The organism is Pseudoalteromonas sp. T1lg23B (genome assembly GCF_002964665.1).
GTDB lineage: Bacteria > Pseudomonadota > Gammaproteobacteria > Enterobacterales > Alteromonadaceae > Pseudoalteromonas.
Genome location: NZ_PQBZ01000034.1, coordinates 836,310 through 851,226, shown reverse-complemented (window position 1 = coordinate 851,226; position 14,917 = coordinate 836,310). Strand labels below are relative to the sequence as shown.

Here is a 14,917-nt window from a genome sequence, read left to right as displayed (position 1 = left end):
CCGAACTGAATTAAATATTCTAGCATAACCGATTATTTGGGCATATTATTTCTGTCATCAAAGTTTCCGATGTGGTTGTAAACACAGGTTTTATTATATAAACCTATAAATTAGTTATATAACTCTAATTGCTGATTTATACCGATTAACCTACATATTTGGAACTAAAATAGAAAAAGCCCATCGCATAGGCTGATGGGCTTTGGTTTCTAACAAGCGAACTGTTAAAAACTGGCAAGGTTGCTCAGTAACTTGCCTAGGGAGAGGGTTAAACGATTTTTTTCATCGCCGACATGTAACCACGCAATGTTTCACCAATTACCTCAACAGGGTGAGTGCGAATAGCATGATTCACTTTTATCAACGCCTGGTTGTCAACATAGTTGCTGTTGTCGCTTAGACCTTGACCAATCACATCGGTATTGATTTTGCTCATAAATGGTTTAAGTAGCGGCAAACACGCATGGTTGTACAGATAACAGCCATACTCAGCTGTATCAGAAATCGTTCTATTCATTTCAAACAACTTCTTACGAGCAATGGTGTTAGCTATCAATGGCGTTTCATGTAATGACTCATAATACGCCGACTCATCAATGATGCCCGCAGCGGTCATGGTTTCAAATGCCAACTCAACGCCTGCTTTTACCATTGCCACCATTAAAATACCCTTGTCGAAGAACGCTTGTTCGCTAATTTCTTCATCAGTATTTTGTTGCTTTTCAAAAGCGGTGTTAGCGGTTTCTTCGCGCCATGAAAGTAGTTTGGCGTCGTCTTCTGCCCAATCTGCCATCATGCCTTTTGAGAATTCTCCGCTGATAATGTCGTCCATATGTTTGTTGTACAGAGGACGCATTATTTGCTTTAGTTCTTCACTTAACTCAAATGCTTTTAGTTTTGCTGGGTTTGATAAACGGTCCATCATATTAGTGATACCGCCGTGTTTTAGGGCTTCTGTGATCACTTCCCAGCCATACTGGATGAGTTTTGAAGCATAGCTAGCATCGATACCTTGCTCGACCATTTTATCAAAACAAAGTAGTGAACCGGTTTGTAACATACCGCATAGGATTGTTTGCTCACCCATTAGATCCGATTTTACTTCGGCAATAAATGAAGAGTGTAATACACCTGCTTTGTGGCCACCGGTACCCGCTGCGTATGCTTTCGCTTGAGCTAAACCTTTTCCTTCTGGGTCGTTCTCTGGGTGAACAGCGATAAGGGTTGGTACACCAAAACCACGTTTGTACTCTTCACGTACCTCAGTACCTGGACACTTAGGTGCAACCATGATTACAGTGATGTCTTCACGTACCTGCATACCTTCTTCAACGATATTAAAACCGTGCGAATAGGCAAGTGTCGCGCCTTGTTTCATCAGTGGCATGACTGCTGTTACCACCGAGGTATGTTGTTTATCAGGCGTTAGGTTAAGCACAAGGTCTGCACTTGGGATAAGTTCTTCGTAGGTGCCTACGGTAAAGCCATTTTCAGATGCATTGATAAATGACTGACGCTTTTCTTTGATGGCTGACTCACGTAATGCGTAGCTTACATCCAAGCCTGAATCACGCAGGTTTAACCCTTGGTTTAAGCCTTGTGCACCACAGCCAACAATGACCAGTTTCTTGCCTTCTAATACTTTTACCCCGTCATCAAATTCTCTAGGGTCCATAAATTCGCACTGTGCTAATTGAGCAAGTTGCTCTCTTAGGGGTAACGTATTGAAATAGTTCGCCATGATATTACCTTTATAAAATCATTTGTTGTTAGAAATAATGATAGCTTGAGCATAAGCCCTGTTATTAATTACGTAAAATGATATATTTGAATTATTATATTTCATTTAATGAAAGGTGGGCGATGTGGACCACAAACAACTACGCTATTTTTTGACTTTGGCGGAGACATTACATTTCGCAAGGGCCAGTGAGTTATGTCATGTGAGTGCCCCCACACTCAGTAGACAGATCAAACAACTGGAACAAGAGTTAGGCACCGAACTTTTTATTCGTGATAACCGCAGTGTTATTTTAACGCCTCACGGTAAGGCGTTTGTAGAATACGCTCAGGCGACGTTAGCCAAATGGCGGCAGTTTAAAAGTGAATGTCAAGATAATGAAGGGCCATTAAGTGGGGAGTTGAGTATGTATTGCTCTGTTACCGCCACCTACAGCTTTACCTATGAATTATTTGCCTTGTTTCGTAAACAATACCCAGCGGTTGAACTAAACCTCAATACGGGCGATCCCGCGTTTTCGATAAACCATGTACAAACAGGTAAAGAGGATTTAGCGGTAGCGGTTAAACCTTCTGCGTTGCCGCAAGGTTTGGCATATTTGCCACTTGGTAAGTCACCTTTGGTGATCATTGCACCAGTAATGGATTGTCCGCTTACCGATGTTTTAAATCGCTATCAAAATAGCCCAGCATTATGGGCAAACCTACCTTTTATTATGCCTGAACATGGTGTGCTGAAAGAGCGTGTTGATGGCTTTTGTACGCAGCAAAAGCTCACACCTAAAGTTTACGCGCACGTATCTGGGCATGAAGCAATGGTTGCTTTGGCAAGTTTAGGCTTTGGTGTGGCGTGTGTACCACAGATTGTGTTGGATCAAAGTCCTTTTAAACAACAAGTGCAATACTTAGACACCCGAGGAATGTTAGAAGACATCGAAATTGGACTAGTTTGTAAACAGAAGCGACTACAAGACCCTGTGGTCAGCGCGTTATGGCAATGTGCCATGACACTATTTTGAAAACGTATATTGTTTTGCTTTTGAAAATGATAACACAATGGACGTTACCGACATTTTACAATGGGTTTAGAGCCGTATAAATCGCTACTAACTAAATAAAAACAGGTGTTTATCTGAGCCGTTAATAATGAGGTTAGTGGTTACTATTTTACAGCTTAGTCATAGTTTGTTGACGATTTTCCCGATCTTTATGCAGGCAACGCAAATAATATTGATTGTCATTTAGATATGTGTATACTTTACCCCCAGATCAAGAAATATAAATATTAATAATTTTCTGAGGAAATCATTGATGGTTTTACGAAAGTCTCTCTTAGCTACTTCAATTTTGGTTGCAACATTGGGTTTAACTGCATGTGGCGGTTCAAGTTCTGGCGATTCAACGACTAATCCAGACACCGATACACCAACAAATAAAGCACCAACAGCGATTACCTTAACAGCACAAGGTGACGTAAACGAGAACGTAGCAGGTCAAGTGATTGGTACGTTAGCGGCAACCGATGCTGATGCAAATGAAACATTCACTTTCTCAACTGAAGACGAGCGCTTTACAATTGATGGTGCTTCAATTGCGCTAAAACCAACAGTGACACTGAACTATGAAGCTGAACAAGAAGTATCAGTTGACGTTACCGTAAAAGACAAGGCCAACAATACGTTTACGCAAACGTTAACTTTTGCCGTTAAAGATGCGCAAGACTATGATTTTGTGAACAGCACATCAGGTGAGTCAAGCGTATCTTACTCAGGTCAAATCGCACGCCACGTGTTAATTAAAGAGCTTTACAACTACATCGGCAGTGCAGAAGGTTTAGTCGCTGACGCGCAAACAATGACAGCGGACGAGCTATTAGCGCAGTTAAATAAATACTACAAAATCGCAGATGCTGACTATGATGCGATTGCTCAAGGCATGACGCTGACGGTAGTCGGTGATTCTACACAAACAACGCTTGCTGATATCTCAGGTAGCCACAAAGACCTAAGCGGTAAAATTGCAGGTAATGATGCCAAGGGTCAACATAAAAATTGGACTGAAGGTGACTTTGAAGGTTGGGCAGGTCTTGAGACTAACACGCCAGAAGGCCTAATCAATGCATTATTTGCGCAACTTGTTGAGCGCGTCCAAACTCCTTCAGTATCAACGCCAAACGGCAAAGAAATCGAAACGCTTTATGTAACGGCTGATGGTGTTGACCTTAAGCAATTAACACAAAAATTCCTATACGGTGCCGTGGCGTTCTCACAAGGTGCAGATGATTACCTAGACAACGCAACAGCAGGCAAAGGCCTGTTAACTAGCAACATCATTGAAGGTGACGCAAAGTATAGCGACCTAGAGCACCAGTGGGACGAAGGTTTCGGTTACTTCGGTGCAGCGCGTAACTACGCAAGCTACACAGACGAAGAAATCGCAGGTAAAGGTGGCCGTGACGGCTGGCAGGGTTATAACGACTACAATGCTGATGGTAAAATTGACTTAAACTCAGAGTACAATTTCGGTAACTCAACCAATGCTGCAAAGCGTGACTTGGGTTCGAAAGATGCTGAAGCTCCTACTGACTACAGCAAAGAAGCCTTTGATGCGTTCTTTGCAGGTCGTAAGCTTATTTCTGACAACGTGGGCACTGAGTTAACAGACGCACAGCTAGTTGAACTAAAAGCATACGCCGTTGCTGCTACAACAGCATGGGAGAAGTCAATCTCTGCCACTGTGGTTCACTACATCAACGATACAATGCAAGACTTAGAAGAAATGAAAGCGGGTACTTATGACGCTGACAAATTTGTGACTTTGGCTAAGCACTGGTCAGAAATGAAAGGTTTTGCACTTAATCTACAATTCAACCCAGAGTCACCGTTCAACAGCGCAGCCAATGCTGGCAAGTTCGCGCAAATGAACGAGTTAATGGGCAATAAGCCAGTAGTTGGTACAGAAGCGGATATGGAAACATACATCGCGCAACTACAGCAAGCGCGTGATATTTTAGAGCAAGTGTACGGCTTTGACGCTGATGTTGTTGCCAACTGGTAATTAACACACAAATTAGACTTTCAAAAAAGGTTAGCTTTTAGGAGCTAACCTTTTGTCGTATAAAAAATCTATAAAAAGAGGCAATTGATGGCACCAACATTAAAACCTTTACTATTAGCAAGTACCGTCGCGGCACTGTTAAGCGGGTGTGGTGAAAGTACCTCAAGTTCGGTGGGGGATAACTTCGCTGACAATAACGACGACGTTGTTATCAGTTTTGACCAAAAAGCACTTTTGGTTAATTTGACCGACAACGTTATTACTCCAACATTTGAAGCGTTTGCAGACAAAGCGCAGTCATTACCAAGTCAAGTGAAGGCTTATTGTGACCTAGAAGCGGCTTATGATCCGAGTATGCAAGATGATGCCGAAAAACAGGCATTAGATGCAGCGAAACAAGTTGCTCAAAATGCTTGGCGTGAGACGATGATCAGTTGGCAACATGCTGAGTTGATGATTGTTGGGCCATTACTTGAAAACGATAAAGCGCTGCGTAACGACATTTATTCTTGGCCCAATGCCAGTACGTGCAGTGTTGACCAAGACGTGGTGTTTTATGAGCAGGGTAATATAAACGGTGTTGCTTACAATATTCGTAATCGCTCAGATAAACGCAAAGGTCTTGATGCCCTTGAATATTTGTTGTTTAACGACAACCAAGATTACAGCTGTAGTGCGGTTGCTGCCGGTGATATTCTCACTGACTGGAATGCACGCGCTGAGCAATCGCGTAAGGTGGCGCGTTGTAAATTTGCAGAGGAAGTGGCCAGTGATTTGAGCCATTCAGCCCAAACCTTGTTGAATGAATGGAACGGTGAGCAAGGCTACGGTCAGGTATTAAAGAATGCGGGAGAGCCGGGCAATAAGTTTGCAACGCAAACCAAAGCTATCAACGAAATCTCCGATGCATTATTTTATATGACCGAAGAACTTAAAGATTACAAGTTAGCCACTCCATTAGGATTATTTGCTAATAGTTGTGGTCTAGAAGCTTGCCCGCAAGAAGTTGAATCGGTATATGCCAAGCATTCGATAGAGAATATCAAAGCGAATATTGATGCGTTTGAGCAGCTTTTCCTCGGTGGCAGCAGTGAAAGTAACAGCGCAGGGTTTGATGATTTCTTAGATGAGCAGCAGGCATCGGATACCAAACAAACCATGTTGCAAGGTATAGCTAATGCAAAAGCCGCGGCAAACGCGCTTGAAGGTAACTTGCAAAGCGCACTGACTAACGATGAGGCTGGCGTAACCAATACGCATACTCAAGTGAAATCGGTGACCGATCAGCTTAAAAATGACTTCATCAATAAGCTTGCACTAGAACTTCCAAAAACGTCGGCAGGTGACAATGACTAAAGGACCTTTTATGCAAAAATCTATGTTGGCGTTGGCAGTCGCGATTGCGATGCCAAGCGCGTTGGCAGCGGATAATGATGGTGAATTAGAACATATTCAGATCCTCAGTCACTATGACAAGCTTCGTACCGAAGCGGGCTCTGCTACTTTGCTTAGCGAAGAGGATCTGGCAAAGTATGAGTACGATGATATTCACCGTATCTTAGCATCGGTGCCGGGTGTGAACATTCGTGAAGAAGATGGCTATGGCTTACGCCCTAACATCGGTTTTCGTGGTGTAACGCCCGAGCGCAGTAAAAAGATCACCATCTTAGAAGATGGGGTGTTAATTGGTCCATCGCCATATTCAGCGCCCGCAGCGTATTATTTTCCAGTTACTACTCGTATGACGGCGGTTGAAGTATTTAAGGGCCCAGCGGCAATTAAATACGGTCCGCAAACGGTTGCAGGTACGTTGAACTTGATCACCCGTCAAGTCCCCGAGTTTACCGAAGGTGGTATTGATGTTGCCGCCGGTAGTGATGGTTATCAAAAGGCGCATGGTTATTTTGGTTCAGTGGTTAATAACATCGGCTTCTTGCTCGAAGGTGTCAACCTTCAAGCTGATGGTTTTAAAGAGTTAGATGGCGGTGGCAACACCGGATTTAACAAAAATGATCTACTCGCCAAGTTTAACTATAAAATGCGTGTAGGCCAGTTTGACCATACATTTGGATTAAAGCTTTCTTATTCAGATGAACAATCAGATGAAACCTATCTGGGTTTAACTGACTCAGATTTCGCTAGTACGCCTTACCGTCGTTATGCTGCGTCTCAGGATGCATTGATGGATACTGAGCACCAGCAAGTGATGTTCTCTCATTATTTAGAAGGCGACGATGTTCGCGTCACTACTCGAGTTTATCGCAATGACTATGAGCGCGCGTGGCGAAAGCTCAATGGCTTAACGAATAAAAGTAGCTCGTTGTCACAAATATTAGCTAACCCTGAAGAGTATGCCGATGAATATGCAGTTATTTCAGGCGCGCAAGATTCTGTGTTGGCAGGTCGTAACTCTATCTTTTTGACGATGGGCACGAACGACCGTGAATACTATTCGCAGGGTGTGCAGGTTGATGCATCGTTTAAGTTTAAGTTGTTTGATTTGCAACACAAACTTTCAGCAGGTGTGCGCTATCATGAAGACGAAATAGAACGTAAGCACTTTGAACAAACTTATGCGATGACATCGGGTCAGGTAGCGAATACGGGTCAAGATAAGGTCTTCACCACCTTAGATACAGAGGCTACCGATGCTTGGTCCGTTTATGTTGAAAACCCAAATTACGGTTGATGCCTTGACGTTAGGTGTGGGTGTGCGTGGTGAGCTGATGGAGATGCACTACCAAAACAACAAGGATGCGCAAGATTGGCAAGACAAGACGACGCGTATTTGGTTGCCAGGGGTGAGCGGTTTTTACAAGCTATCAGAAGAATCTGGCCTGTTGTTCGGTGTACATCAAGGATTTGTGCCATCTTCACCTGCACAACCGACCAATGTTGAACTTGAGAAAAGCGTTAATTACGAATTTGGTGGTCGCTTTAATGATGGTGTGACTCAGTTTGAGTTAGTGAGCTTTTACAATGATTACAGTAACCTAAAAGAAAGCTGTAGCCAGTCTAACTGTGGTATCAATTCACAAATCGATCAGGAGTTCAATGGCGGTGAAGTTGATGTGTATGGTTTAGAGGCACAGTTCTCACAACGCTATCCATTGAGCCTGAATTTAGAGATCCCCTACGGGTTGGTTTATACCTACACACAAAGTGAATTTAAGCACGCCTTAAACTCTGAGTTTGCGCAATGGGGAAGGGTTGAAAAGGGCGACGAATTGCCTTATTTGCCTAACCATCAAGCAACGTTTAATATTGGCTTAGCAGCGCAGAATTGGCAGCTTTCAGTCGCGGTAAAATACGTCAGTTCGATGCCAGAAGCGGCGGGTGTGAGTTGGAGAGATGATGAACAGGGTATCTTGGTAGACATTCCATTAGCTGGGAAAAAAGTCCCCTCGAATATTACCGTGGACTTATCTGCAAGCTATGAGCTTGGTGACTACGGTAGAGTGTATGCCAAAGTAGATAACCTACTAGATGAAACTGAAGTGGTGAGTCGTCGCCCTTATGGTGCGCGACCGGGTAAACCGCGTCAGTTCTCACTAGGCTACAAATATCAGTTTTAATTTTAGTCGCTGATATTAAGTTATAAATTAAGGGTCACAGAGTTGGCCCTTTTTTTGAGGTAAACATGTTAGAACAGATGTGGCAGAGTTTTGTTGCTTTGCCGGGTTACTTGCTCGATGCGAATAAGCGTATTTATCTGCCTTACTTGTTGAGTGCGGTTATTATGGCTGTGCCGGTGTATTTTGCCACTCAATTACAACAGCGATCAGTCAGTGGCTTTTTACAGTTTTTGTTCCCTAAAAAAGTATGGCTATGTAAAAGCGCACGCCTTGATTACTGTTTGTTGGTTAGCAATGTGCTGCTTAAAGCCGCGCTTTTTGCGCCAATTGTGCTCACTATGGTGCCAGTGGCGATAGCGACAACGGAGCTGCTCGAATGGGTCTTTGGGAGAGCGTTGCACCTTGTTTGGCCTGAGGCGGCAGTGATCGCAATATTCACTCTAATGTTGTTTATCGTTGATGATTTAACACGTTTCCTATTGCATTTATTGTTACATAAAGTACCGTTTTTTTGGGAGTTTCATAAAGTACACCATTCCGCAAAGGTGTTAACGCCATTTACCATTTATCGTTCACACCCTGTAGAGAGTTACCTTTATGCTTGCAGAATGGCGCTGACTCAGGGAATAGTGGTTGGGCTGGGTTATCACTTTTTTGGTACTGAACTGAGCATGTACGATATTCTGGGTGCTAATGCCTTTGTGTTTATATTCAATATTTGTGGTGCCAATTTACGCCATTCTCATATCCGTTTTAGTTGGGGCGATAGCATTGAAGGGTGGTTTATTAGTCCTGCGCAGCATCAAATACATCATAGCGATAATCCACAACACTTTGATAGCAACCTCGGCTCAGCGTTGGCCATTTGGGACAGAATGTATGGCTCTTTGATAAAAGCATCGGCGGCACCGAATATTAATATTGGTGTGGGTCAATATGATGCGGGGCATGATTCCTTAACTGCAATTTATTTGCAGCCATTTAAGCAGGCGTGTTTGTCATTATTGCCAAAAAGGCGCATTTCCAAACCGCCCATCGATAAATTGGATTAACGGCTAGATTTGGTTTGCAATAAAGGCATGAGTAGCTGCTCAAGTCCGTTGAGCTTAACCTCGTAGATCATGGCCAGTTGCTCTCCCAGCTTACCTTGCGGGAAACCTTGCTGTTTAAACCAAACCACATAGGGTTCAGGAAGCAGTAACAGCGGGGTGCCTGCGTGTTTTCCAAATGGCATTTTCGTATTAATAGCAGCGACAAGCGCTTGTTGATCGAACATGGCAATACATTTTTCGGTAAAAGAATCACAAGTGTAACAAGTTATCTAGTGCTTGGCATCTAAACGCACCTGAGCTTAGGTGCGTAGGTTGGGCGAGAGACTATCAGCGGGAAAAATCTATTTGTGACTAATGCATTTCACACGCGAGCACTTGCATTTGTTCATTGCACCAGTTAAGCGCATCGTTGTACGCCAAAGGTAAGACATCAGGGTCGATGTTGAGTGCGTGACATTGTGCTTGTGCGGCTTGCCAGTCCGCTTGTTCATAACTTTGCACTATCAATAACAAGTGTGCCAATGGGCCTTCACCGTTCACCAACGCCTGTTTAATCGAATCAACCAATGGCAGCTTGTCCATAATATTTTCCATGCTGTCGTCTCGAATAGCGTCTATCAGCGACATCATACCGGTTAAAAATGCTGGACCCACATATTTTTTACTGTTGGCATTTAACGCCAGTTGCTCACAAAATCTTGCCCGAGTTAAAGATAGCTTTATCAGCTCTGCTGGTTTTTCTGGTGATATTTGCGCGGCAAATGTGAGTGATAGAAATCTTTTTAATTCCTGATTACCCAAAGCTACCAATGCTTGCTTTATACTGTTTATTTTGGTTCTTCTCTTAAATATTGCAGAGTTAGTGTAACGTAACAATTTATAAGAAAGATTAATATCTCGTTCGAATATAGGAGTTAGCTTTTTAATATCAACATATTCATTAACTGTTTCGCTTAGCAATCGAGTGATTGATAATTCACTGGCGCTGAACATTTTACTGGTGAGCATTTCGGGTTTTGCAAAATAAAACCCTTGGAAAAGAGAAAAGCCAAGTTGTTTTAATTGATCCAACTGCTGGTGGTTTTCAACTTTTTCAGCAATCAACTTTATATGTTTGTGTTGTTCAATCTCTTTCATGATGAGATAGATTTCAGGCAAGGGCGTACAGCTAACATCAATTTTCAAATATTTAATGTATGGATAAAAATGTCGCCAAGCGGATTGATGGCGATAATGATCTAAGGCGATACGATAGCGCTTGGCGTGTAGCGCTTTAACGGCGTTTAGCAGTTTTTTTCCAGGCTCAATAGATTCAATAATTTCAATTACCATATGCTCAGGAGGCAGCATAAATGGATAACCAAGTAGTAAGGTATTTAAGGTGAAATTTATAAATGCAGGTTTATGGTTACTTAGTTCTGCAAGCTCAAAATAGAACTGACTTCCTTCTAACAATTGAGAAGTTGCCCTATCAGCATTGATACTCGGGAAGACATTATTCGGCCCATTACGAAATAATATCTCATAGCCTATTGGTTCGTTATTATTGTCAAAAATAGGTTGCCGTGCTGCGTAAAAGTTCATAAACACCACAAAATAGAACCCTTCTATTATTAATGATAGTCAAAATCCATTCTAATTCATTATTTTGACACGTTGTGTATCAACCGTTTTTACTTAATCAAAGCTGTATGGATACTGAACATATGTTGACCGGGAAACGTGATCGACTATGCTGGGGTGTGCAGAATATTCATGATATAGTCAGTCGACACTAATAATGCCCTCTATTTAATGCCAATAAGAAAGGCCAATGCTGGATAATTGTCATTGAGTAGAGTGCTGATAACTGAGGAGGTAACTTTGGAATTAGGCACGATAATTTCGCTTGTATTGTACTTTGTAGTTATGCTGGGCATTGGTTTGTACGCCTATCGTAAATCAACCAGTGATGTCTCTGGTTATATGCTTGGAGGTCGTAGTTTGCCACCAAGTGTCGCAGCTCTGTCAGCAGGTGCTTCGGACATGAGTGGCTGGATCCTTATGGGTTTACCCGGAGCCATGTTCGTTACCGGTTTCAGCAGTACTTGGATAGCCATCGGTTTGGTGATTGGTGCATGGCTAAACTATATCTTGGTCGCACCAAGATTGCGTGTTTACACCGAACTTGCTAATGATTCAATTACAATTCCTGATTACTTTGCTAATCGCTTTGAAGATAAAGGTAACGCACTGCGTATTGTTTCTGCGTTAGTGATTATCGTGTTCTTTACGTTATACACATCATCGGGTGTGGTTGCGGGAGGCAAACTATTTGAAAGCTCATTTGGTATGAGTTATGAATCTGGATTGTACATCACCACAGGTGTCGTTGTTCTTTACACTTTGTTTGGTGGTTTCCTTGCGGTGAGTCTGACCGACTTTGTGCAAGGCTGTATTATGTTTATCGCTCTTATTTTGGTGCCTGTCGTCACCTATTCATTGCTTGATGCCCCATTATCGTCAACGTTAGATGCGGTTAACCCGCAAATGCTGACATGGGTTGGCGCAGGTGGTGCAATCGGTATTGTATCTGCAATGTCTTGGGGCTTAGGCTATTTCGGGCAACCACACATTATTGTGCGCTTTATGTCAGTGAGAAGTGTCAAGGATATGCCAACGGCACGTCGTATCGGTATGTCGTGGATGATCATCGCGGCGTTAGGTGCGGTTGGTACGGGTCTATTTGGTGCAGCTTATTCTCATGAAAAGGGTATTGTTGTTGACGATCCTGAAACCATCTTCTTGATCCTTTCTCAGTTACTGTTTCATCCTCTGATCGCTGGATTTCTTTTAGCTGCTATTTTAGCGGCGATTATGAGTACTATTTCGTCTCAATTGTTGGTGAGCTCAAGTTCATTAACCGAAGACTTTTATAAGATTTTTGTGCATCGTGAAGCAACGGACAAAGAACTAGTATTGGTCGGTCGTCTTAGCGTCGTTGCAGTTGCATTGTGTGCTATTTATCTAGCCTACGACCGAGACAGTTCAATCTTAAGCTTGGTAAGTAACGCATGGGCTGGTTTTGGTGCGGCGTTTGGTCCGTTGGTATTGTTAAGCTTGTGCTGGCAGCGGATGAATTTTGCTGGCGCTTTAGCGGGTATGGTAACAGGGGCCGCAACCGTATTGGTATGGATTTACGCACCTATTACCATAAATGGTGAGACTTTAAGCTCAATCATTTATGAAATTATCCCAGGGTTTGTGGTCTCAACAATTACAATTGTCGTGGTAAGTCTGCTGACATCAGCACCGAGCGAGCCTATTCAAAACTTGTTCAAAAAAGTACAAAGTGAGCTCTAAAGCTTTACTGAGTGACGAATGAAAAAGCGCCTTATTGGCGCTTTTTTTAAAAACATTCTAAATTGCCCATTTCGATAATACGATCTGTTTCGCCGCTATTACTAAATTGGTAAAGGCTTTTATTAATATCGTCTAGTACTTGTCGCCATTGTGGTTTACTTTTGCTCAAAGCAAAGTATAAATAGTTATACTTTAATAGTTTTGATTCATTCTCGATATTGCTTAACAGTTTAACCTTTTCTGGTTTACTCAATTGCGAGTAATTAACAGTGAATCGTAGTACTTTGGGATCACCAATAATTAAGTCCACACGCTTGCCAACCAGTAATTTGACTAGTTGCAAATCGTCTACCGCTTCGATGATAACAAACTCGCCATTATCCATCATGGCATCAAATTCAGGCGTGTTTTGATAGCCTCGAACAACACCGATCTTTTGTCCTTTTAAAGAAAGTAAATTACCGTCAAACCTATCTTTGTCACCTTTGCGTTTGAGAAAGCCAATTTCTCCACCGGGAAATGAGTTAGATAGTGCTAACATTTCTCTACGTGTTTTACCTGACACATAATCCGATGGCGCAGAGTCTTCAATGTAGTATTCAGGCATTAGTATGTCGGCTTTGCCTGTTTCGGCAGCTCTGACCGCACGTGCCCAAGGTAAAAATTCTACGTGTACTTTGTAACCTTGCTCGGCCAGAACAGCCACCGCAAATTGAAATACCCAGCCTTTGTTACACAGTGCTTGACCGATATATGGTGGCCAGTCCAACGTCACCACTCTTAATAGCTGTTTTTTTCCTTTGGGGTTGTAGAGGTAACCATTTTCATACTCAACCCCTTGTACAAGGTGATAACTTGCATCTTTGAAGTAACCGACATTGGTGACGCTTTGGGCGAATACTAACGGTGTAAGCAGCACCATAACTAAGATTAAAGCAATACGCATGGCAATTTATGGCTGAATAAACAAGATATTTTCTAAGTTTAGAAAATGAAGAAGAATTTTCCATGATATTTCAGGCACAAAAAAACCGGCTCTCGCCGGTTTTTCGGTATTAATACTGATTATTGTACAAGCTCTTGCTCAGAGAATTCATCTGCAAATAGTGGGCTCGATAGGTAACGCTCGGTTGCGCTTGGTAAAATAACAACAATGTTCTTATCAGCATTTTCTGGCTTTTCAGCGATACGCTTAGCAGCAACAACCGCCGCGCCTGATGAGATTCCAACTAAGATACCTTCATCCTTCATTAGCTGGTGGGCCATCGCAATAGCATCTTCATTTGATACCAGCTCAGTGCCGTCAATCAATTCGAGATCAAGGTTGCCAGGAATAAAGCCAGCACCAATACCTTGGATTTTATGAGGACCAGGTTTTACTTCTTCACCAGCAAGTGTTTGCGTGATCACGGGTGAATCAGCAGGTTCAACAGCAATTGCTTTAACCTGTAGGCCTTTTTCATTTTTCAGATAACGAGTCGTTCCTGTGATAGTACCGCCAGTACCAACACCTGCAACGAAGTAATCAACTTTACCGTCCATCGCTTCGAAAATTTCTGGGCCAGTCGTCTCAAAGTGGATTTTAGGGTTTGCAGGGTTTTCAAACTGCTGTAGCAAGATATACTTTTCAGGATTACTTGCTTGAATTTCATTCGCTTTTTCAATAGCGCCTTTCATCCCTTTAGCGCCCTCGGTTAGCACTAAGTTTGCACCCAGTGCTTTAAGTAGCTTGCGACGCTCAAGGCTCATAGTGTTGGGCATAGTTAGCGTTAGTTTGTAACCACGAGACGCTGCTACGAATGCTAAAGCGATACCTGTGTTACCAGACGTCGGCTCGATAAGTTCTTTGTCTTTTGTTAGAAGACCTGATTTTTCTGCTTCCCAAATCATAGAAGCACCGATACGACATTTAACGCTGAAACTTGGGTTACGAGCTTCAATCTTTGCGTATACGTTACCACCTGTCACGCGGTTTAATTTTACAATCGGAGTTTGACCAATTGTTAGGCTGTTATCTGCGAATATCTTAGACATTGTGTTCCCTTAGGTGCTCTAGGTTTTACTTAACATCACACTTTACTTGGCTTTATATAAAATTGAAGTAAAGAATGGCTATAAGATATATCAAATATGCTTATAGCCAAAAGAAAT

General features: G+C 42.5%; 10 protein-coding genes and 1 pseudogene. 6 read left to right on the top strand and 5 right to left on the bottom strand.

Annotated elements, in window-relative coordinates:
* Window positions 1-268 precede the first annotated feature (268 nt).
* Complete coding sequence (gene ilvC, locus C2M32_RS12290; RefSeq protein WP_105168672.1) at window positions 269-1,741, bottom strand: ketol-acid reductoisomerase; 1,473 nt, start codon at window positions 1,739-1,741, stop codon at window positions 269-271.
* Between the two features lie 124 nt (window positions 1,742-1,865).
* On the opposite strand from ilvC, the gene ilvY reads away from it, so the two are divergent.
* The 5 genes and pseudogenes from ilvY to C2M32_RS12265 all read left to right on the top strand — a co-directional run bounded on the left by ilvY (window position 1,866) and on the right by C2M32_RS12265 (window position 9,424).
* Window positions 1,866-2,759 carry an HTH-type transcriptional activator IlvY gene (gene ilvY / locus C2M32_RS12285; protein ID WP_105168671.1) on the top strand — a complete coding sequence of 298 codons (894 nt, stop codon included), beginning with the start codon at window positions 1,866-1,868 and terminating at the stop codon, window positions 2,757-2,759.
* A 292-nt stretch (window positions 2,760-3,051) separates the two neighbouring features.
* A complete protein-coding gene (locus tag C2M32_RS12280; protein WP_199886158.1) occupies window positions 3,052-4,797 on the top strand; it encodes a DUF4856 domain-containing protein in 1,746 nt (581 codons plus the stop codon).
* An 87-nt stretch (window positions 4,798-4,884) separates the two neighbouring features.
* Window positions 4,885-6,153, top strand: coding sequence for an imelysin family protein (locus C2M32_RS12275; RefSeq protein ID WP_105168669.1), 1,269 nt, complete (start codon window positions 4,885-4,887; stop codon window positions 6,151-6,153).
* A pseudogene (locus C2M32_RS12270) lies at window positions 6,146-8,372 on the top strand (TonB-dependent receptor family protein). Before C2M32_RS12275 ends, C2M32_RS12270 begins: the two are co-directional and overlap by 8 nt.
* Window positions 8,373-8,437: 65 nt before the next feature.
* Window positions 8,438-9,424 carry a sterol desaturase family protein gene (locus tag C2M32_RS12265; RefSeq protein WP_105168668.1) on the top strand — a complete coding sequence of 329 codons (987 nt, stop codon included), beginning with the start codon at window positions 8,438-8,440 and terminating at the stop codon, window positions 9,422-9,424.
* Here C2M32_RS12265 and C2M32_RS12260 read toward each other — a convergent pair.
* Window positions 9,421-9,648 (bottom strand): DUF3820 family protein, encoded by a 228-nt coding sequence (locus tag C2M32_RS12260; protein ID WP_105168667.1) that lies wholly within the window; start codon window positions 9,646-9,648, stop codon window positions 9,421-9,423. The genes C2M32_RS12265 and C2M32_RS12260 overlap by 4 nt on opposite strands.
* Before the next feature lie 127 nt (window positions 9,649-9,775).
* Window positions 9,776-11,008: an EAL and HDOD domain-containing protein gene (locus C2M32_RS12255; RefSeq protein WP_105169293.1), complete on the bottom strand. Its 1,233-nt coding sequence runs from the start codon at window positions 11,006-11,008 to the stop codon at window positions 9,776-9,778.
* Between the two features lie 279 nt (window positions 11,009-11,287).
* Between C2M32_RS12255 and putP the strand changes: the two genes are divergently transcribed.
* Window positions 11,288-12,766, top strand: a complete 1,479-nt coding sequence (gene putP / locus C2M32_RS12250) for a sodium/proline symporter PutP (RefSeq protein WP_105168666.1) — start codon at window positions 11,288-11,290, stop codon at window positions 12,764-12,766.
* Window positions 12,767-12,812: 46 nt separating this feature from the next.
* On the opposite strand, the gene C2M32_RS12245 is transcribed toward putP, so the two are convergent.
* On the bottom strand, window positions 12,813-13,712 hold the full coding sequence (locus C2M32_RS12245; RefSeq protein WP_199886157.1) for a substrate-binding periplasmic protein: 900 nt from the start codon (window positions 13,710-13,712) through the stop codon (window positions 12,813-12,815).
* Between the two features lie 119 nt (window positions 13,713-13,831).
* Window positions 13,832-14,800 (bottom strand): cysteine synthase A, encoded by a 969-nt coding sequence (gene cysK / locus C2M32_RS12240; RefSeq protein WP_105168665.1) that lies wholly within the window; start codon window positions 14,798-14,800, stop codon window positions 13,832-13,834.
* Window positions 14,801-14,917: the final 117 nt, after the last annotated feature.

Excerpts from the sequence above, each read along its gene's own strand:
- ilvC (WP_105168672.1), bottom strand. The coding sequence starts at position 1,741 with ATGGCGAACTATTTCAATACGTTACCCCTAAGAGAGCAACTTGCTCAA.
- C2M32_RS12280 (WP_199886158.1), top strand. The coding sequence starts at position 3,052 with ATGGTTTTACGAAAGTCTCTCTTAGCTACTTCAATTTTGGTTGCAACA.
- C2M32_RS12275 (WP_105168669.1), top strand. The coding sequence starts at position 4,885 with ATGGCACCAACATTAAAACCTTTACTATTAGCAAGTACCGTCGCGGCA.
- C2M32_RS12265 (WP_105168668.1), top strand. The coding sequence starts at position 8,438 with ATGTTAGAACAGATGTGGCAGAGTTTTGTTGCTTTGCCGGGTTACTTG.
- C2M32_RS12260 (WP_105168667.1), bottom strand. The coding sequence starts at position 9,648 with ATGTTCGATCAACAAGCGCTTGTCGCTGCTATTAATACGAAAATGCCA.
- C2M32_RS12255 (WP_105169293.1), bottom strand. The coding sequence starts at position 11,008 with ATGAACTTTTACGCAGCACGGCAACCTATTTTTGACAATAATAACGAA.
- C2M32_RS12245 (WP_199886157.1), bottom strand. The coding sequence starts at position 13,712 with ATGCGTATTGCTTTAATCTTAGTTATGGTGCTGCTTACACCGTTAGTA.
- cysK (WP_105168665.1), bottom strand. The coding sequence starts at position 14,800 with ATGTCTAAGATATTCGCAGATAACAGCCTAACAATTGGTCAAACTCCG.